Source organism: Ramlibacter sp. AN1133, assembly GCF_037890035.1.
GTDB lineage: Bacteria > Pseudomonadota > Gammaproteobacteria > Burkholderiales > Burkholderiaceae_C > Ramlibacter.
In genome coordinates this window covers 70882-90672 of record NZ_JBBKTQ010000021.1, presented here as the reverse complement: position 1 = coordinate 90672, position 19791 = coordinate 70882, and the positions used below count along the sequence as shown (strand labels likewise).

General features: G+C 68.6%; 14 protein-coding genes and 1 pseudogene. 4 read left to right on the top strand and 11 right to left on the bottom strand.

Annotation, left to right across the window (positions count from 1 at the left end; all coding sequences use genetic code 11):
- Positions 1–285: 285 nt before the first annotated feature.
- Both WG923_RS23480 and WG923_RS23475 read left to right on the top strand, forming a co-directional pair.
- Positions 286–573, top strand: coding sequence for a YlcI/YnfO family protein (locus tag WG923_RS23480; RefSeq protein ID WP_340353432.1), 288 nt, complete (start codon positions 286–288; stop codon positions 571–573).
- Positions 570–881: a type II toxin-antitoxin system RelE/ParE family toxin gene (locus tag WG923_RS23475; RefSeq protein WP_340353431.1), complete on the top strand. Its 312-nt coding sequence runs from the start codon at positions 570–572 to the stop codon at positions 879–881. Before WG923_RS23480 ends, WG923_RS23475 begins: the two co-directional genes overlap by 4 nt.
- 65 nt (positions 882–946) lie before the next feature.
- Here the strand turns inward: WG923_RS23475 and WG923_RS23470 are convergent.
- From WG923_RS23470 to WG923_RS23450, 5 genes and pseudogenes are all read right to left on the bottom strand, one after another.
- A pseudogene (locus WG923_RS23470) lies at positions 947–1099 on the bottom strand (IS3 family transposase); the annotation flags it as partial.
- Between the two features lie 27 nt (positions 1100–1126).
- Positions 1127–2350, bottom strand: a complete 1224-nt coding sequence (locus tag WG923_RS23465) for a conjugal transfer protein TraB (protein ID WP_340353430.1) — start codon at positions 2348–2350, stop codon at positions 1127–1129.
- Between the two features lie 82 nt (positions 2351–2432).
- Positions 2433–2834, bottom strand: coding sequence for a bactofilin family protein (locus tag WG923_RS23460; protein WP_340353429.1), 402 nt, complete (start codon positions 2832–2834; stop codon positions 2433–2435).
- Positions 2827–3816 (bottom strand): hypothetical protein, encoded by a 990-nt coding sequence (locus WG923_RS23455; protein WP_340353428.1) that lies wholly within the window; start codon positions 3814–3816, stop codon positions 2827–2829. The genes WG923_RS23460 and WG923_RS23455 overlap by 8 nt, the downstream gene beginning before the upstream one ends.
- The gene (locus WG923_RS23450; RefSeq protein WP_340353427.1) at positions 3813–4835 is read right to left on the bottom strand and encodes a recombination directionality factor; all 1023 of its coding nucleotides are present in this window, start codon (positions 4833–4835) and stop codon (positions 3813–3815) included. The genes WG923_RS23455 and WG923_RS23450 overlap by 4 nt, the downstream gene beginning before the upstream one ends.
- Before the next feature lie 422 nt (positions 4836–5257).
- Here WG923_RS23450 and WG923_RS23445 point away from each other — a divergent pair, with 422 nt between their 5' ends.
- Positions 5258–6229, top strand: a complete 972-nt coding sequence (locus WG923_RS23445; RefSeq protein WP_340353426.1) for a PD-(D/E)XK nuclease-like domain-containing protein — start codon at positions 5258–5260, stop codon at positions 6227–6229.
- A 169-nt stretch (positions 6230–6398) separates the two neighbouring features.
- On the opposite strand, the gene WG923_RS23440 is transcribed toward WG923_RS23445, so the two are convergent.
- The 6 genes from WG923_RS23440 to WG923_RS23415 all read right to left on the bottom strand — a co-directional run bounded on the left by WG923_RS23440 (position 6399) and on the right by WG923_RS23415 (position 17785).
- Positions 6399–7604, bottom strand: coding sequence for a TIGR02679 family protein (locus WG923_RS23440; protein ID WP_340353425.1), 1206 nt, complete (start codon positions 7602–7604; stop codon positions 6399–6401).
- Between the two features lie 20 nt (positions 7605–7624).
- Positions 7625–11797: a TIGR02680 family protein gene (locus tag WG923_RS23435; protein WP_340353424.1), complete on the bottom strand. Its 4173-nt coding sequence runs from the start codon at positions 11795–11797 to the stop codon at positions 7625–7627.
- Positions 11794–13047, bottom strand: a complete 1254-nt coding sequence (locus tag WG923_RS23430; RefSeq protein ID WP_340353423.1) for a TIGR02678 family protein — start codon at positions 13045–13047, stop codon at positions 11794–11796. Before WG923_RS23430 ends, WG923_RS23435 begins: the two co-directional genes overlap by 4 nt.
- Positions 13044–14555, bottom strand: a complete 1512-nt coding sequence (locus WG923_RS23425) for a TIGR02677 family protein (RefSeq protein ID WP_340353422.1) — start codon at positions 14553–14555, stop codon at positions 13044–13046. Before WG923_RS23425 ends, WG923_RS23430 begins: the two co-directional genes overlap by 4 nt.
- Before the next feature lie 1041 nt (positions 14556–15596).
- A complete protein-coding gene (locus WG923_RS23420; protein ID WP_340353421.1) occupies positions 15597–16034 on the bottom strand; it encodes a helix-turn-helix domain-containing protein in 438 nt (145 codons plus the stop codon).
- Positions 16035–16273: 239 nt separating this feature from the next.
- Complete coding sequence (locus tag WG923_RS23415) at positions 16274–17785, bottom strand: recombinase family protein (RefSeq protein ID WP_340353420.1); 1512 nt, start codon at positions 17783–17785, stop codon at positions 16274–16276.
- Between the two features lie 931 nt (positions 17786–18716).
- On the opposite strand from WG923_RS23415, the gene WG923_RS23410 reads away from it, so the two are divergent.
- Positions 18717–19664 (top strand): NAD(P)-dependent alcohol dehydrogenase, encoded by a 948-nt coding sequence (locus WG923_RS23410; RefSeq protein ID WP_445322967.1) that lies wholly within the window; start codon positions 18717–18719, stop codon positions 19662–19664.
- Positions 19665–19791: the final 127 nt, after the last annotated feature.

Genomic DNA, 19791 nt, shown 5'->3' with positions numbered 1-19791 from the left:
GCCGCCAACCTAACCGGCTGCACCCAGTCTGAGCCGCCATCGGGGGCGGGAAGCCGGCCCACTGTTTCATAGCGCGACGTCCGCTAGTGGCGACAAGGCTCCAGAGAAGTACGTTGCCGAAGAACATCCCTGCCCCGCTCCAGCCGCTCCCGATAACGGCTACCTGTCGGGAGCGCTTAGAGCCCCGTCAATACCACAGTGGACTGGTTATGGCCGACTCCGGCCTTCACTTGGATCAAATGGCGCGTACACACGGCGCATAGCGTTTGCTATACACTGACGACCATGAAGTCGACACAACTGCCTCCCGTACGCGTCGAGCTCGCAGTTCGCCAGGAGATCGAAAGCTGCCTGCGAGACGGCGAGACCCTGTCCCAGTTCATCGAGAAATCAGCTGTCGAGGCGGCACGTGCGCGCAAGAGTCAGCAGGAGTTCCTCGCGCGTGGCCGAGCCTCGCTTGTGCAAGCGCAGCGTGACGGGGAGTTCTACCCTGCTGCCGATGTTCTCGGTGAGATGCGTGCCCGACTTGAAAAGCGGATGGAAAAGAAGAAGCAGGCCTCGAAGGCACTGTGACCTACCAAGTGCTGCTCACACGGGAAGCGAAGGACGACTTGCGGCGCCTAGAAGAGTTCCTCGAGGCAGCCGCAATCGAGTCGGGGGATTTCGACCTTCCCCTTCGGGCTGTCGACACGATCCTGGAGGAATTCGGCGTCCTTGAACGCAACCCGTTCACCTGTAGACGCGCGAGCGATGATCCGTTCGAGCGTGAATTGGTCATCCCCTTCGGCAAGACGGGCTACGTCGCGCTCTTCCGAATCCTGAGCGAACAAGAGGTTGCCGTCACTGCTATCCGGCATCAGCGCGAAGACGACTATCACTGAGGCGTCCAGACGCGCGGGCACTCGCCGGAAGCGGCCGCGGCTGCGTATCCACGGGGCTTACTGACGTCTACGACGGCCGTGAGATAGACGAAGCCACGCGCCATCGGAATGTAGGTCGTGTCAAGAGCCCACACCTGGTTGGAGCGACTGATTGCCATCTTGCGCAGCAGGTACGGGTAGATCTTGTGGCCGGGCGCGCGCTTGCTGGTGCCCGGCTTCAGATCCCTACCAAGCCCCCTGCCCGCTCATGCCGATGGCCGGTTCTCCGCCTTCAGGTAAGGCCGCGCGAAGAGACGGGCCATGCCCAGTGAGTGCCAAGTCTGGATGAGGGCTGCGCCCTCAGATTGCGCCGCCCAGGTGTTGGTCAGAGCCACGTAGGCGGTGGGATCGTCGCGTGCCTCGTTCAGCAAATAGAGCAGGGGCAGGTATTCCTCGTAGCAGAAGATCACCGCCGCCCGGTCTCCCTGGCCCAGGTCCAGCATGTTGCGCGCGCTCCAGTCGGCGATGAAGGTCTCGGTGCTGCGCCAGGGCTTCCACAGCGACAACGGAGCCGGCTGGCGGGCCACGGCCGTCGCGGTGCGTCCGTCCGGATAGAACGCCACGGCTGCATTCAGCATCCTGTTGCCAACCAGCGGTATGTCCATGCCGATGATCTGGGTCCGGCCTTCGCGGCGCGATTCGCGCAGCAGCTCGATCTCGAGCACCGGGTACAGGGCCGGCTCGTAGCGCCCAAGGATGCTTTCCGGCCAGACGACTGTTGCCGGCACCGGGCTCTGGCGGGCCGCTCCCATCCACTGCATGCGAAGCAGCGCGGCTTGTTCGCCGCGCAGCGCGCCCCAGGCCGTGCGCTGCGCGTGGACGCCGGGAACCGTTCCTTCCGGTGGCGGCTGGAAGAGCGCAAGGCCCGCGATGGCAAGGCAGGCCAGCACCGCTAGCAAGGCGCCGCCGCGCAGCCCGCGCGACGACGCCAGCTTGTGGGCTGCGAGAAGCGCGCACGCCGGCAGCCCGAGCGCGATCCCCGCGCCCGCCCAGCCGGTGCCGGGCAGGACAAATCCGGCCGCGATCAGCGGATGGCCCGGAACGCCGATGCACGCAGCCAGGGCCAGCAGCCACGCGCCCGAAATGGCTGCCTGCCTGACCCACAGGTGCGAGGAGCCGCTCCAGCCGCACGACCACACCAGGCCGGCGATGAGGGCATAGGCCGCCACCGCTGCAAGGCCAATGGCCATGTTGCCGTCGAACCAGCTCGCGATGAACGAAGGCGCGAACCGCAACACCCCCAGCGCGTAGCCGAAAGCCACGCAGAAGGCCTGCAGCCTGGATCTGCTGAAGGCCACCAGCAGCGGCAGCGCCAGCGCCAGCACGGGCACCCTGCCCCCGCCCCAGGCGCCCCAGCCCAGCGCCGCACCGGCAGCGACGCCCGCGCACGCGTGAGCCAGCCAGTGGTGCAGCTTGCGCGAGCTTGTCACGGGCAAATTGCGTGCTGGTTACGCTCCGCATGCGCCCGAGCCAGTGCTGGCGGAGCATCCAGCTGCGCGATGCGGTCCATGGCTACGCGGCGCGCTTCACCGTCCTGATCCGCCCCTCCACCTGCGCACCCTCGTACGACTTGATGGCGCCTGCGCTGATGTCGGCCTGCGCCCGAAGGGTCTCGGCCAGGAAGACGGCGCCACCCACTTCCAGCTCGCTCAGCTGGGTGTCAGAGCGGGGGCCCAGGGTGCCGAAGAGATAGGCCTCGCCGTGCGCCGTGATCTTGCCCGCGATGACCCCTTCGGGCATCAGCACGAGCGGTCCATCGGTCACCTCGATTTCTCCTTCCATGCGGCCTTCCACCATCAGGCCGCCCTTGCAATGAAAGGTGCCGGATTGCCGGCAGCCGCCGGCGACGCGGTTGACGATGTGCATCGCCACCGGATCGATGACGATGGTTTCGGTGTCACGCTGGTCAGTCAAGGCTGTACTCCATGCTCGATGAAACCACCCTTCCCGCCTTGGCGTCGATCGAGCGGATGATGTCGCCGGCCGGAAGCTGCTCACCGACCTCGAACTGCCGCGGCAGCCTGGTCTGCGGGTCCGTGAACACGGCGAATTTGCCGTCGGGGGTGATCGCGATGAGCTCCGCGGCAGCGGGCGATGTCGTTCGGAGCACCGGCGCCGAAGCCGCTGCTATGGCGGCAAGCGCCGTCGCGGAGGGCGGCTGCTTCGACGGTGCCGCGGTCGTCGCCGGCGGGTTGGCGGGGACAAGGCTGCGCGCGAGACCGGGCGCGCCGTCATCCAGAACCACGGCCGAGTCCTCGTGTGACTGCTGGCGCGCCGACGCCGCCGGTGCGGGCGGTAAAGGTGCTTGCTTCACGACCGGTGCGAGGGATTTGGCGGGCTGCAACGCTTGCCGGGGTGTCGCCGGCGCGCTCGCCCTGTGCGATGTCATCGCCGCCGGAAAATCAGCCGGCGTCGTGTACGGCAGCGGCGGCGTGGCGGCACCCGCGGTTCGTTGCTCGCCCAACGCCGCCTGCTCCCGGGGCGCGGGTTCGGGCGCGGCGGGCGGCAGCGCATACGCCGATTGCAGCACGCGCACGCTCGACAAGGCGGCCACCGGAAGCTCGCCCGGGTCGGTGGACCGGCCGCGCAGCGGGTGCCAGTCCATCGCGAGTGCGCCGACCAGCAGCGCGGCCACCGCCGCGAACAGCGCAACGCCGGGGCGCAGCCGCAGGTGCAGTTTCCTGCACAGCGTCTTGGCGAGCCTGGCCTGCAGCTTGCGCTTCGGAAGCATCCCGGGGCGCCACACGGAGCGCGGCTCCCGTTCGTCCAGCCAGCGTCCGCCGCGCCAGCGAAGCGCCGTAGCGCTCGGCGTCTCGAGCTTCTGGCCGACCGCGCGCCCGAGCGTCACCGTTCTCGGCCCACCCAGGATCAGGCGCGTGATCAGGTCCTCGTTCATGCTGCTTCGGCGGCGGCCGGTCGCGTCAGCTGCATCGCGTTCTGGATCGCCGCGGCCGCTACCTGCGCCAGGGGCATGCGCGGCTGCTCCGCCGCCCCTGGGGCACTCGGGGAGATGCAAACCTTTTCGGCTCCAGCGCGGCGGGTCCCCTCCGCATAGCACTCGCGCACCGCCTGGAACTCCATGCTCGCGCCGGCGAAGGCCTCCGCGGCGCCTTCATCGCTGAGGATGGCGTCGATGTCATCGTTGATGCCGGCGTCCTGAAGCTCCTTGCGCGCCGCCGTGACCGCCTTCATGGCCTCGGCCTCGCTCGGTGCGTCCAGCACCAGCCGCATCAGGCTGAACGCTTCGAAGCCGCTGGCCTCGTTGCTGGCCTGCCAGAGGGTCAGCTTCAGCGGCACATGGCGCAGGCCGCCGAAGCGGCGTTCGATCAGCAGCAGCTGGGACTTGAGCGCGCGGTAGCTATTGAGCGAGGAGGTCCGGACCTCGAAGACGCTCAGCGGATCGTTTTGGCCGTCGATCTGGACGCTCATGCGAACCTGCCGCCGGCAAATGGCTTTCTCGGCGCGCACCAGCTCGCACAGCTCCGGGCCCGGACAGGGCAGTTCGGCGATGACCTGCGTGTTGTCGGCCGCCCGCTCGATCCGCCTGGCCTTCCTGCCGTCTCCCGCGCAGACCGGGACGTTCCCTGGCGTGGAGTAGGCCTGGTACTTGATGGCAATCGCGTTGGAGGTCCTGTTGAAGAAAAGCCGGATCGGCACTTCGGTGACCTTGCCGGGGTCGCCTTCGCGGCAGGCGAGCTTCTCGCGCAGCGGATGCGCCGCCAGTCTGGATTGCCCGTCGCAGGCTTCGTGGTGGCGCTGGGTGATGAGGAACTCGTTGCGCGTGCGTGCCTCGCCGAACAGCGCGTCGTCGTCGCAGGCGACCTTGATGAAACCCAGCGCGTGGGGTGTCAGCGCGATGGTGTTCAGATCCATTGGTATCTCCGCTTGTCCTGTCCCTTCCATCGAAACACGCAACGGGTTCCTGTCAAGCCCGGCGCCTGCGAGCGCTTGGTCCGCGGCTGGTCGTCGCAGTGGCCGGCCAGCTGCAACGGCACATGCATGCTCGCGCACCTCGCCAGCCGGTCGCGAGAAGCCCGTGACGGGTGTCCGCGGTCCAGATCGGGGGGGCCCGGGGCTGCTGGAGCCTGCCCTGCTGCCCGCCGCGCTACAGCGCGGCATTCCACCTGTCCTGCGACTCGCCCCGGCTTGGATGACGGGGTTGCGCTCCATGGGTGCCGCGGTCGTCATGCGTGCGTTGTGGCGACCAAGGTAGCACGCGACGTGTCGTGCCCAGGTTGCCCCAAGTGGCGGCTCGGACGTCGTTGGCGTGACCGCGGCGGCTTGACAAGCGCGCCAACCATGCTGTCATGGATTGACGACACCTACGGTCACCGGCAATGGACACCATTTCCCTCTCATCCTCGCTCGCTCAGGCGCAGGCCTTCGCCGGCCTGCACGGCGCCGAACACCCCACCAGCGGTGCAGCGGGCGACAGTTGCCTGTACCGGCATCTGCCCGCCGACCTGTACCACGCCGACCGGGACGCGCTCAGCTGCTCGCTCATGAAGCCGCTTCTGATCTCTCCCGCACACTTTCAGGCCAGTCTCGTGGCCTGCGATCGGCCATCCGACGCGAAGGACTTCGGCACGCTGGTGCACCTGCTGGTCCTGCAGCCAGAACTTGCCAGCCGTGAACTGGCGGTGTTCCCAGGGATTGCGGAGCGCAAAAGCGCAGCGGGCAAGGACGCCATCGAGCAGTTCGAGCAGAAGCACGTCGGCAAGCTGGTGGTGGATGAGCCCACCCTGGCCGAGGCGCTCACGCTGGCGCACAAGGTACTGGAGACGCGCTACAGGGGCCGGCCGCTGCACGACTTCATCGCCGAATCCATTCCCGAGGCGACGATCTACTTCACCGAGCCGTCGACCGGCCTTGGCATGCGCATCCGGATCGACGCCTACCATCCGGACATCACCTTCGACCTCAAGACCAGCCGCTTCGCGGCGGCTCGCGCCTTCCTGAGAGACGCGGTGGAAAAGGACTATGACCTGCAGTCCTACATGTACAGCCTGGGCCGCTGCCTGTACGAGGGCATCACCACGCCCAAGCCGTTCGTGTTCGTCGTCGCCGAGAATGCGGCGCCGCATTCCGTCAGCACGCTCGAAGCGGGCCCGACCTTCATGGGCAATGGCGCCCACAAGTTCCAGGCCTGCGCGACCGCATTCAAGGCCTGCACCCAGTCTGGCTATTGGCCGGACCTGGGCAGCGATGCCAGCTTGGACCTCGAGCCGTGGCAGCAGTTTTCCGGCAAGCCGGCCTGGCATGCCGCGCTGAACTCCGAGCTGCAAGAGTCATTCACCGCGCCAACATGACAGGTCCCCCCGAAGCAATGCAGGAGAGCAGGACCGACGGCGAATCCGTAGCCAGAATCGCGGCGCCGCCTCATCTTCATTTCAGAGCGTGACACAAGCTACCCGAAGCAGCGCCACGGGACCGGACGCGGCGGCGCGACGCCTGCGAAGGCCTCCTGGCCTGCCGGTCTCACGCCCGCGGCACCAGATCTGGCAGCAGGGTGTCAGCCACGGCTTCCTCCGGAATCGCCACCCGATGTTGCTCCATCGTGGCTGTCAGTGTCGAATCCCAGCAGGCCGTCACGCGATCGCCTGTCAGAACCGACCCGGGGCGCGTTGCAGCCGGCAGGCAGGCGAGGTAATCCGCTGCCGTGAAGCGCCACGGCCGGGCGCCGAAGGCGCGCAGCACATGGTTGGCGATCGCCAGTCCTGGCCAATCGAAATCGCCGTGGTAATGCAGCCGGGCGCCCACTTCGGCCAGCTGTCGCAGCAGGGTGCGCTGGGCCGCCCCCGGCATGCCCTCCGTGCACACAAGAGGCGCGCAGCGAGCGCCGAGGCTGTCCGCCGCGATCGCCAGAAGGTTCGGGTTCTCGCAGACGTGGATGTCCCGTGCGCGCACGGGCCAGGCGACAGGCGTACGCACCAGCGAGCGCAACGACAGGTAGGCGGGCTGGCCCGCAGGGGCCGCGCCGGGCAGATTCAGGCACAAGGCGGGCCGCGCGAGTTCGTTGACCAGCACGCCGGCGCCGGCCCAGGTATCGCGCCTTCGCTCCGTTGCCGTGTCGTCGGCGTCGGACACGACCACCTTCGCCTCGCCTGCGCGCTGCCGCAGCACGGCGATCACCAGCGCGGCGACCGGTCGCCCGTCATCGAGGGCATGGGCGTCGCCGAGCGCCTGGGCGGCCAGCTGCGCCCGAGGGATCCCCTGGGCGGGCAGGCGCTGCAGAACCGCAGCGGCTGCGCGGCACAGGATGGTCGCCACGTCGGTGTCCTGGCGAGACAGCCGCTTGACCAGCCCGAGACCATGCGGCTGCTCGATCCAGCCGCGCAGAGGGGCGTCGCAACTCCGAGCGACGCCCTGCCAGCCTTCCTGAATCCGCTCGCGCTGCGCCGCCCGGTCCGTGATCGGCCCATCGAGAAGTTCGAGCGCGACGCGCAGCGTGGGCGCGATACCGGCAGCATCGAGCGCGCGGTCGACGGCCGCCAGCTCGATCTGCACCGAAGAACGCTGGCGTGCAGGCCGGCCCAGCAAGGCAGCCAGCGCGGCATGCTCGGTTTCGTTCAGCCCGGACAGGCGCAGCGTGCCGGTGTCGCCGACAGCCAGGCCCTGCTCGTAGCGCCGGCGCAGGCGCTGACGCAGGCCCGCAAGGGCTTCGCCACCGAGCAGCCGGGTCAAGCGCGGATCGACAGAAGAGCTCATGGCGGCGGGAAGCGGCGGTCCGGATCCTCATCGCGCCGCCGGCTGCGACCGTCCCAGGTCCAGCGCGAGACATACACCGCATCGATGCCTTCGCGCCGCTGCAACTGGCAGATGGCAACGCCGGGCAGCTCGGAATAGCAGGCCCATTCGCGCTCGCTGGTGATCACGAAGTCGAGGTCGAACTCGCGCACCAAGGCCATGCAGTGCGCGCGGGCGGCATCGTCGATGCCGGCGAACGCTTCGTCCAGCAGCATCAGGCGCGGCGCCAGGCGCTGCGCCGAATGGCCATAGAAACTGGCGATCGCGGCGAACAGGGGAACGGTCAGGCCCAGGGCGCGTTCGCCGCTCGAAGCCGGGCCCGAGAGCTTGCGCCATTGCCCGTCCTGCAGCCGCTGGACCCGGAACTGGTGCCACTGGCGGTAGTCCAGAGCGCGCGCCAGCTGCTCCACCAGCCCGGCTTCGGCCTCTCCGACGCCGTCGGAGCGCTGGCGCTCGTCGAGTATGCGTTGCTGCAGCATCGCGCCGACGACGCGGCGGTCCTCCTGCGACCACAGGTCCGCGCTGGTGCGCAGCAGCTTCTCCCGCGCCGCGTGCAGCCCCACGGGTGCGCCCTGCCCTTCCTCCAGCGCTTCCCATTGCAGGCGGAACCTGACCCCGGTGGAGGTCGGGCGCTTGTGCAGTTCGCGGTTGATGTCTTCCACCTGCTTTTCGGCCACGCGGATCAGGCGCTGGATCTCCGCCGCGATTTCCGCCTGAAGGTGGTTCTCCAGCACTTCACGCTCGCGTGCGGTGAGCAATTCGCGCCGCTGCGCAATTTCGTCGGCCAGGAGCGCCGCCAGCCGGTCGGGCCGCTCGGGGCGGTTGCGGTACACGGTGTGGATCACCAGGCCGAACTCGGTCGGCTCACCGGACGCCTGCTGGCCCAGCGCGCCCAGCGCGCGCTGCAGCTCCTGGAAATCCTCCGCGATCCGGTGCCCGATGCGCTTGAAGCTGTCGTCGTCGTCCTTGACCGAGGCGAGCAGCTGCTCCGCACGCCGCGCCAGCGCCAGCGCCGGATCGATGGTCCAAGGCACTTGGTTCGAGGGCAGCTCGAGCTCCGGCAACGCGGAGGACAACAGTCCGGCCGCAGCAAAGGCCTGCAGTCTGCGCACGGCCTCTGCGCGCGCGGCGCCGCGCTGCTCCAGTGCGGCGTCCGCCGCTTCAAAGCGCTCCTCCGCCCGCGCTCGCGCTTCGCCGGCGCGGCGCAGCGCGGCTTCGGCCCCGCGCAACTGATCCTCCCCCTTGCGGACCGCCTCCCGCGCCTGGCTGACGCGGGCACGGATCGCGTCGGCCGCGGCCCCGGTGGACTCCTGCAGCACCGCCCAGCGGGCCTGCGCTTCCTCCAGCTCGGCGCGCCTGAGCTCGGTCTGCTGGCTGCAGGACTCCACGCGCAGCCGCGCCGTGGCTTCCCGTTCCGTCTGGACGGAGAGCTCCGCTGCGGCGGCACGCCAGTGCGACGCCGCCTGCGCCGCGCCGTGGACCGCGTCCCCGAAGCCATGCACTGCCTCTTCCACCTGTTCCAGGCCGGCTGCGTCCGTCGGCAGGTGCAGGTCTGTGGCATCGCGTTCGAGGGCGGTGAGCGCCAGCCGCGCGGCTTCGTCCGCTTCGCGCCAGCGGGTTTCCACCCGCGCGAGCTGCGCGCGAATTTCCTGGAATTCGCGTGCGCGGGCGACGGCAGCCTCGTGCGCCTGCCGCAGGGTCTGTTCGGACGGCGCGGCCTGCCACTCGCGCTGCGCCTGCTCGCGCGCTCGCTGCACTTGCCGCTGTTCTCCTTCCAGCACAGCCTGTTGCTCCTCCAATGCTGCGAGCCGCGCGGCGATGTCGGCCAGCCGCTTGTGCCGTGCCGCCAGGCGCGCAGCGTGGCCGATGAACATGGCTTGCGTTTTCGCCCAGGCGCCCCGCAGGCCCGCCAGGCGCCAGCGGCCGTCTGGCGCGATCCACGCCTCCGCCTGCGCAGGTTCCACCAGGCCGCACGCCACCGAGGACAGCAGGTCCTCGACCGCCTGCTGCGGCACGGCTGCATCCGGGCCGACATCCGCCCGCAGCCACTGCGACAGTGCAGCTTGCGGCCGCGCGCCGCGGCGCACCCATTGCGCATCCAGCCAGGGACTACCGTCGGCCACGGACACCAGCTGCCCATCCGGCGTGACCCACGCATCCAGCAAGCCGCTCGCCTGCAGCGCCGCTTCCAGACCGGCGCGTTCGGCCTGCTCCAGATGGGCGCGGAAGTCCACCAGTTTCCACAGCGGCGCGCCGCGCAGATCGGTGCGCGTTCCCGCTGCGCGCTCAGGCGGCGCAGCCGGCTCGGCGTCGACGCCGGCGAGCAAGCGCTGCTGTTCGCCGGCAAGCTCTTGGCGCTCTGCCTCCAAAGCAGCCTGTTGCCCCTGCAGCGCTACCTGGCGCGCACCCGTTCGCGTACTGGCTTCCTGCTGCGCGAGCAGCAAGGCCTGCCGCCCGGGATGCTCGCCCGTGAGTTGCAGCGCCCAATCCGTCAGTGCCACCAGGACAGGATCGGCATCCACCACCAACTGCTGCAGGCCCGCCATGTGCTCGGCCCAGGCCTGCATGTGCACCTGGGCCTCGGAGACGACCGCCGCGTCGGCGTCGGCCCGCCGTGCCGCGGCCGCTTCAGCCTGCTCTTGTCTTTCCTGCAGGGCAGCCAGTTGCGTCTCGCACTGATGCTGGGCTTCGCCGCGCTCGCGCAGTCGCTGCCGTACCAGGCCAATGTCCTTGCGGCGGCGTGTTGCCGCCTCGAGCAGCCGCCGCGCGCTGGCGGCAAGCTGCGGTTCCGGTGAGGCCGCCAGACTTTGTGGAGGTGCCGCCGCCAGCGGCTCCGCCTCGCAATCCTGCTGCAGGCCGACCTGCTGGGCAAAGCGCGCGAGTTCGCTCTGTTGCGCGTCCAGGCGGCGCCGGCTCTCGTCTCGCTGCTGATGGCGCTGCCGCAGCTGGTCGGCCTCTCGCTGCAGCTCCTTGCCGGCCCCCCGTGCCTGCTCCTCTGCGGTCTCGAAATCCCGCTGGCGCGCTTCGGCGTCGCGCTTGGCCTGCTCGAGCCGGTTGGCGGCCTGCATGGCGGGATCGGACAACAGCGTGTCCAGCCGCATGCGCTGCCCCTTGAGGGTGATGTCGGCAACGCCATGGTTCTCCCTGGCCGTGGCTTCCGTGCCGAGCGCGCTGGCCAGCGAAGTATTCGCCTCGTTGCGCTCGCGGCTCGCGTTGTCGAATTCCGTCTGCGCCTGGCGCAGTTCGCGCGCCTGCCGGCGGCTCAGAACGCCCGCGTACCCGCGGTAGCGCGCGTCGAAATGAACGACCGCTGTCTCGAGCTTCTGGAAGTCCTCGAGCTGGCGACGGTCCTCTTCGAGCTGGTTCATGGCTTCCGCCACGTCCGCCAGCAGCTCCTGGGGCAAGGGCGGCAGCGCTTCGGTCAGCGCGTCCGAGAGGCTGCTCTCATCGGGCCGGCGCGACAGTTGCGGCTGGCGCAGCTGGATCAGGGTATCCATCAAGGCGTCGTAGCGCCGCGCACCGAGATGAAACAGGCGCTCGTCAACCGCGCGCCGGTACGCGGCCGCGTTGTCGAAGACCTGGCCGCGCCCCGCCAAGGCCTCGCGCAGCCGCTCGCGCGTGAGCACCACGCGCTGCGCGTTCACCAGCCAGAGGTCCTGTCCGATCCGCGCCCCGGCATCCTCCTCGACGATGAAGAACCAGGGCTCCACGTGCGCACGCGCAGCCACCGCGAGCAGCCCCACGCCGATCGTCAGGTAGCGCGGGCTGCCGTCTTCGGCCACGCGGCCGAACTCGATCCAGCTGTAGCCGGTCCGCCGGTCGTAGGTGCCTCCCAGCAGCAGGTTCCAGCCCATCTTCTTGCCGGGGTCGCCGTCGGGCTCGACCCGGGCCGAGCGCAAGTTGGCGTCCAACAGCAAGGGCAGTGTGAGGGAGAGGACCTTGGACTTTCCGGTGCCGTTGTTGCCGCGCAGCAGCAAGTGCCCGTCGCGAAACCAGAACTCCTCGCTGTCATAGCGATAAAGCTCCAGCAGGCCGAGGCGCAGGGGCTGCCAGCGTGCCAGGCGCGGTTCTGGCAGCGTCGACAGGGGGCGCGCAGCGGGCGCGGATTGGTCGGAGAAATCGAGCTTCATTCGGGCAGCAGCGAAGCGGGGGAAGGCCGCGGAGGAACCACGATGGCCGCGCCCGCCGCGAAACGGGCAAGCGCCGGCAAGACAGTGAATGCATCGCCGTTGCGGCGCAGCAGCTGCAGCTGCTCGAGCCGCCCGAGAGCGAGCGCAGCAAGCTCGCATTCGCCACCGGCCTCGCGAGCGGACTTGCGCCAGTAGCGCCCGTAGGTCTCGCGCGCGCCGGCCAGGAACCGCTCCACCTCTTGCAGCGGCACCGCGGCCGAGGACTCCTGTTGGCCTGCGCGGGCACCGCGGGACAGGTATTCCGCCACCAGCAGGGTGGCATGGGCTTCGGTCCCTTCCGCGGGCATGGGAACGTCCGTGAGCAAGCCCGCTTCATCCGTGAGTGCCAGACCTTCGGCCCTTTGTTCGGCCACCAGGCCGGCGGCTTCGCACAGGCGGGCCGCCATCGGGCCGCGCTGGCTCATGAAGTAGCTGCGGCCGTCCTCGTCCAGCGTCTGCAGGTAGACGACGGGATCGTCCAGCAGCCGGCGCGCAAGGTGATGGCGCCAAGCGGTGCGGCGGCCTTCATCGCTGTCCGGCACATGCTCGGCGACCAGGCCCGCCAGCCGCTCGTGGAGCGACAGCGGCTCCTCCCCGGCCGGCCAGGTGGAGGGGCCACGCGCGGCCGCGAGCATGCCGGACAGCGCCCGGCGCTGGATGTCGTACAGCGCGTCCGCCTGCGCCCCGCCGCCGTGGACGAACCCGTCTTCGTCGCCGACGACGCGTAGCAGGACGCCGAGGTCCAGCAGGGTCTGGCACACGGCGACCAGGTCGCGCCGTTCGTGCGCGGTGGCCAAGCCGAAGTCCAACCCACGGCCTGCCAGCACCGGATCGGCGGCCAGCTGCAGCAGCCGTTCGCCGAGCGTGCGCAGGCTGATCTGGGCTTCGGAGCGTTCGAGCACCGCGCACGCCAGGCAGAGCAAGACATAGCGACGGCGGTCGTAGCGGGGCAGACCGCGGGTTGCGTCCTGCAGATCGGCCGGCCGCTTGTACAGGCGTGCACCGTCGCGCTCCACCACCAGCACCCATCCCGTCTCGCGCAGAAACCACTCGCGCAGCCGCTCGCCGTTGCGCCTGACCAGGGGCAGGTCTTCGTGGGTCGCAGCCATCAGGGGTGTCATGAGAAGCGCGCGCACCGCCGTGCGGAACTCGTCGCGCTGATGGCCTTGCTGGTAGGCGCCGATGCTTCGGCTGTCGCTCGCTTGCTTCATGCGGCGGGGGTCACCGTCAGCAGGTGGTCGCGGCCCGTGAACGCGCCTGCGGGAGTTTCGATGGTGGCATGCGTTCCGGGCTCCAGAGGCTGCAGCCGAACCCGAAAGAGGCCGTCGCCGGTGGCGCGCTCGACGACGGCGTCGGGCCCGGGCTGCTCCGCCAGCGCCTCGCCCAGCAGCGACAGGAAAAGGCCGAACTCCTGCGGCTGAAGAACCCCCAGCTCGGACAATCGGGCCGGCCGGCCGGTGGCGAGCCGCGCGCGCGCAGCCTCCACCTGGCGTGACTCCTCCTCCAGCTGGGCGGCCAGCGCGGCGCGTTCCTGGTCGCGCACCTTCACACGGGCCTGCGGGCCGCGCGGCGCTGCTTCACCATACTCCCGCAGCCGCGGATGGATGGCCAGCGGCGGCGCGCTCGCCCAAGGGGTACTGGCCGGGAGACTTTCCTCGGCCGAGGAATTGAACGCGAGATGGCGCGCTGGATTGAGCGCGAACGCCGCACGCGCCAGCCGGTGCGCTTCGGCATCGTCTGCACAGCCCAGGAACCAGCCGGCGAGAATGCGGAAATCCGCGGAGCGGTCGCTGCGTCCGCTGCGCCGCTCATTGACGGCGGCGATCGCGGCCAGCAGTTGCGGAATGGCGGCCCGGGCGCGCGCCCGCAGCAGCTCCCCCTGCGCGGGGGCGTGGCCCTGCGCCATGAACCAGCCGCTCAAGCCCTGCCAGCGCTCGCGCCAGGCGAGATAGCGCGCGGCTTCTTCCGCTGTCTGCTCCTGCGCATCCCCGGGCGCGGCGTCGCGCGCTTCACGTTGCGCCACGGCCAGCAAGGCCGGCCTCATGCGCGGGCCCAGGTCCGAAAGGGCGTTGGCGATGCTCTCCGACCGGTGCACCAGATCGCCGATGAAGCGGTCCAGGTAATCGATCAAGCGGCGCTTGTAGCCGATCACGGCGGCCACGTCCGCGCGCTGCAGTTCCACCGAGCGGGCCACCCCCGCCATGAAGGACTGCGCGTTCTCCGCCAGGCTCTCGAACACGCGCGTCAGGTCACGCAGCACTTCATGCAGCTTGGCCGCATCCAGCTCGGGAAGATCGAGCAGTGTCCTGAGCGCGCGCAAGCGCGCGTCGATGTCCTCGAGCGCGACGGTCTGCAATTCGGCGCGGCGCTTCATGGCCTGTTCGAAATGATCCAGCGCGCCTTCGACTGCCTCGCCGCCCTGCGAAAGGCGGTACAGGAAACGGGCCCGGTAGTAATCGGCCAGGGTAGTCACGCGCGCCATGTCCGGCTGCGATTCGAGGTTTCCCCATTCCGCCAACTGCGACAGGGCAGCGTTGACCTCCTCGATTGCAGGCGCCGCTCCCTCCCATGCCGCTTCGGCCAGCACCTCGTCTGGCCGCAGTTGCAGGCGATACTGCCGCTTCGCCGCCGCGAAGGCCTCCAGAACGGATCGATAAAGAAACGCCTTGTCCGCGGTGAGATGGCGAAACAGGTCCCTGGCTTGCGCGGGCTTTTTCATTCTTGCGGTCCTCTTCCCCCTTTGATTATTGTCCGCCGCGGCTCACTAGCCGCAGCAGGCCAGGCTGGCTTCGAGGCGATGGCAAGCTTCGATATCGCAGCTGCGCGAGCGCGTGCCGCAGCCGCGGGGACACGGGTTCGATGCCCGCCGATTGCTGCTGGTGAGGGCGGTGAGGGACGCATCGGCTTGCCTATGCATCGCGTGCTGCGGGCGCGGCAGGTACTGCTCCAGTCTTCATCCAACCACCTCGCGACTTGCGAATGCCTGTACATCGATACAGTACAACGGACCAGCGGCAGCGTGATTACTGGGTTTTCCCTGCCCGGGAGCGCCCCGCAGTGTGAGGGAATGGCGAGCCTCGGAAGCACGGTGTGTGCAGCAGTGCCCTGGATGGATCCCCGGCGATCGACCGCGGCTTCCGCAGGAATTCGCGTGCCGCCATTGCGATCTTGTTCAAATGGGCACCGCTTCGAAGCCAGCGCCCTGTCGTCACGCCAACGCCTGGGTCGGCGACTCGGATTCAGTGCATCCCGGTACGGCGGCATCTTGCATGCCGCTTTTCCTTGTGAACTGATCGAGGTCCAATCGGCGCGCAGCCAGCGGGCGGCCCAGTCGCACACATGCGCCGCACCAGCTCCCCGGAACGAAAGGGGCCCCTTCACGCTCCAGGGCGGCCAAGGCATCGCCCCGCCGCAGCTCGGAAAGAAGGAAGATCTTCGGCACTTGGACAGATTGCCGGAGCAGTGGGGATCGCGCAGCGCCGATCTTCACCGCGGCACTGTGAAGAGAGTCGCAAAGAACATGCTGCGACCGGAGGCGGGACTTTCGCCGTTCGAAGACCAACTCAGGTCCTGACCCGTCGCAATGCCGCACGCGCGTGGCGAGAGTGCAGCTCACCGCACTCGATCGACCCTGACCGCGAATCGTCCTCTCGCCAGGTGAGGTGTGATCGGCGTCCGTTGGGCGGCACAGAATCGCTCTCATACGCGCGTCCACCAAGGGCCGTGCAATGCAGGCCACCGCCGGGATGGGCACTGCTGGTCAGCCCAGCGCCTGCAGCCGCTTGCTGACCTCGCGCTTGCCCAGACCTCGCACGGCGGCAATGGCCTCCAACTGTGCCGACCGGGGGCGCGCAGCGCCGGCTTCCCACTTGTAGATCGACTGTCCCGTCACGCCCACCAGGGCTCCGAAGTCCGCTGCCGAGAGCCCAAGCTTCTTGCGGGTCGCGGCAAGTCGCGCCGCGCTGAAGCGGCGCTTCACCCCGCCGCCTGCCTGCGGCTCTTCCCGAACGACGGTCTTACGCGCGCTTCTTCCGGCCTTCTTAACTTGCCGTTCGAGCTCCTCGATGCGACGGCGCAATGCGGCAATGTGACCGCGGTACTGGGCGGAGGATTTCTTGAAGTCCACGGTTTCGCTCCTTACCTCCTTGCGGGCGATGCGTGCAATTTCGTCCTTGAGTGCTGCAGCGATATTCGGCATATTGCAATGATAGGCGGGAATTAACCTGGAACTGCATGAAGTTGTTGCGGCGGGCGGTTTGCGCCGACCGGGCATCAGCGCCTCGTATGAAGCGTGCACGAAATAAGGATGGCCGGATTCCAACTTCCGGGCACGACGCTGTCTGGAGCAAACGAGCGGATTGCAGACCTTCCGAGAGGCCGAAGGAAGTACGGCGGCTTTGCAGAAGCGGAATGGCCGTGGCGGGCCGGGCGTCTGCCTCAAGCCAGGCAGCGGAACCTGGCTGCGATCTGGGCTTCCGTGGTCAGCCACACCACGGGCTGTTCAAGGTCGTCGACGAACCAGCGTCGATGCCGAAGATATCGATCCGCAGCCAGCAGAATGGAATCGAAGACGCTCCCATCGTCTTCCACCCGGATCAGCAGTGCGTGGTCGAAAAGTTCGCGGTAGATCTTGGGCAGGAACCAGGTCGGAATGCCGTGCCTGCGGCGCCGCCAGATCAGCTGGACGCGTACCTTCACACGGCCGTCCAGCTCCAGGGAGTGGCTTCCATTGGGGCTTTTTGGCCTCGTGCACCTCAGGCCCGCGCGCTCGAGCACGGCGGCCACATCGCTGCACAGCCGGCTTCCCAAAGCGCGCTTGTCGTTGGCGCCACGGTAATCCTCGCGTGTGCGCTTGTACGGTGCGCGGTCCAGGAGGGCGACAGCGGCAGCGAAGGAGCCGAAAGCATTCACATACGTCGCCCGGCATGCGCAGCCCAGGGACACCAGGTCGGATGCCGTCAGCTTGGGGTTGGATTGGAGGGCCTCGAGCAGGTCCGCCAGCAACGTCCCTTTGCCACGAGCAGCTCCGACTCTCTGGGTTCGCTTGACTCTTGCGGCTTCCCACACGTCCCGCTGGAGGATCGATTCCACGGAGCCCTTGACCCGCTGGAAGCGCTCGTGGTTTTCGTCGCGTCGGTGCTTCAGCGCATCGCAGCGGCCCCAGACGAAGTCGCCAACATAGGCCTCGCAACGCAGCATGCGGTACAGCATGTTCTGCGTGAACGGCCGGCCGCTGCTCGCGAGGCGACCTTCACGGTGCAGCAGCCGGGCGATTTCAGGGACGCTCATGTCGCCGTCCGTGTACAGCCGGAAGATTCGTTGCACCAGCCCTACCTCCTGGTCCGGTCCCCGGACCCACTTGAGGTGTTCGCCGCGGCTGGACTTGTGCTCATTGGCAGCCAGGGGACGCTGCATGCCACTTTGCTTTGCCACGGCGACGCGCCCGATCCCAAGCGGCGGCAATGATCCCATGTGAAACCCGTGGGCCATCGCAATGCCCTGGCCGGCTCGGGTCTTGACGCCAAGCTCCCGGCTGTATTCGGCGGCCATGACTCTCTTCATACCCTTGAGCAGCGCAACGAGCGGTGAGTCGAATTGCGTGAACGGCTCCTGCACGTACCGCACGTCCACGCCATGCATGCGGCAGTGGTATTCGTAGTACGCGGAAGCGTCGGTGTCCTGAAATCTCCCCCACCTGCTGACGTCATAGACCAGGATCGCGTCGAACGGACGCCCTGGCCTGACCGCATCTTCCAGGAGCCTCTTCATGGCAGGGCGATTCTGCAGGGTCAGCCCACTTCGCCCTGCGTCAAGATAGGTTTCGACGACCGAGAAACCTTCGCGGTCGGCATATGCCGAGATGGCGTTTGTTTGCATCTCCGGGGAGAGGTCCTGTGCGTCCGTCGACATCCGGATGTACTGCGCGGCGCGTATGGGCTTCTGACTCATTGGTGTCCTCCATGGGATGGCTAAACAGAGCCTCCCCCCTCTCAAGAAAGACCCGTTTGGCCCAGCACCTGTTTGCATTCCTGCGCTCGCGCGGTGCAGACTTTGGAGTGATCATCCGGCGCGAGTGGAAGAGCACGCCAGAACTGCACGCCTGGCGATGGCGCCGAAGCAGTGCGGCCGGTGCACGGCGTTCGATGCGCGACGGTGGCTGGCTGCTGCTCCGCGCCCGCACCGCAAAGCGCACAGAGAGGACGCTGGGGCTCTTGCGCAGTCTGCGAAGAGCCGCAGACACAAACACGAAGACCGCACTGGGCGGCGGGTACGGCGCAGCGGCAGCGCGTGGCTGGACGGCGCCCGGGCCAATTGGTGCAGGCCGTGACAAGCGCGATTGACACGCCTGCAGCTGAAGCGCTGAAGACGATCATGCTACACGTGAATGGGGTGAAGCCTGTCACTGCGCCCGCGCACCCGCCGCCGCATACTGCGCGCATGAGGAATACACCGAGCACCGCGCCAGGCTTCATCGGCCCACCCGCCCCTGGGCTGCGTGAGATTCTGGCGCGGGCGGGCCTGCGGGCCTCCTCCATGCCCTGTCCGAAGCGCGTCCCGCAGCACCCACACGGCGAGATGCCGCTACTGCCGGGCCGCCACAGCATTTCCGGCGCCGGCTCGCGCCGCTGAACCCGCGGCGAAGGACTGGCCTCGGGCGTTTGCCGGCCGTGGGTCCCTCGATCTGGGTTGCCGATCCTCCCACTGCCGTGAGTGCTGCCCGCTGGGCGCATGCCAGCGACCGGTGGGGGAATCTTGAGGTGGCCATCGGGGGTCGGCACGCGGTCGTGGTGCAGCAGTTGAGGACGCCAACGCAACCCCAGCGCACGGCATCGAGGCAAGGGCGGCCTTCGGCCGTGTCCCCTCAAGCCCTTGCCACGGCATGCGGCGCACGCCGCTTCACGCCGTGGCCTTGCGTGCTGGGCGGGCCGGCGTGCGGTCTCAAGGCCTCGACATCCCGCCGGGGCGGAGCACCGAACAAGCGTGCGTACTCGCGACTGAACTGCGAAGGGCTTTCGTAGCCGACGCTGAATCCCGGGGCTGCTTGGTTGACTCCGACCGCAGCTGCCCCCATTGCCGCTCCGGCCGCGAGAACTTCTGCCCCGACCTGACGCTGACCTTCGGTTCGCGCGACCGCCACGGCACCGCGCCGATGACATTCGGTGGCTACTCCAGCAGCATCGTCGTGGACGCGCACTTCGTGCTGCGCTTACCGGCCAAGCTCGAACCGGCTGCCGCCGCGCCGCTGCTGTGCGCCGGCATCACGACCTATGCGCCGCTCAAGCGCAACGGCGCTGGCCCCGGCAAGAAGGTCGGCATCGTCGGCCTTGGCGGGCTCGGCCACATGGGCGTCAAGCTCGCCCGCGCCTTCGGCGCGCAGGTCGTCGTGCTGACCACCTCGCCGCGCAAGGCCGCCGACGCGCTGCGGCTGGGCGCGCACGAGGTCGTCGTCTCGACCGACGCCGACGCCATGATGGCTCACGCCGGCAGCTTCGACTTCATCCTGGACACCGTCTCGGCCGACCACGACATCAACGCGATCCTCGGCCTCTTGAAGCTGGACGCCAACCTGACGCTGGTCGGCGCGCCCGCCAAGCCGCTGGCGCTGTCGTCGTTCGCGCTGATCTTCGGCAATCGCAGCGTGTCGGGCTCGACCATCGGAGGCATCGCGCAGACGCAGGAGATGCTCGACTTCTGCGGCCAACATGGCATCACCGCCGACATCGAGCTGATCCCGATGCAGCAGGTCAACCAGGCGTGGCAGCGGCTGGAGAAGGGCGACGTCAAGTACCGCTTCGTGATCGACATGGCGTCGCTGAAGGCGGCCTGAAGGCTGCGCGGGCGCAGACCCGTGCGGCGCGCCCGGGCAAACCGGCAGGCGGCGAGTCTCCTGAAGCTCAGGCGACAGCCAGCTGTCGGGCACCTGCCATCGCGCCGCGCGGTCGCTTTGACGGGCA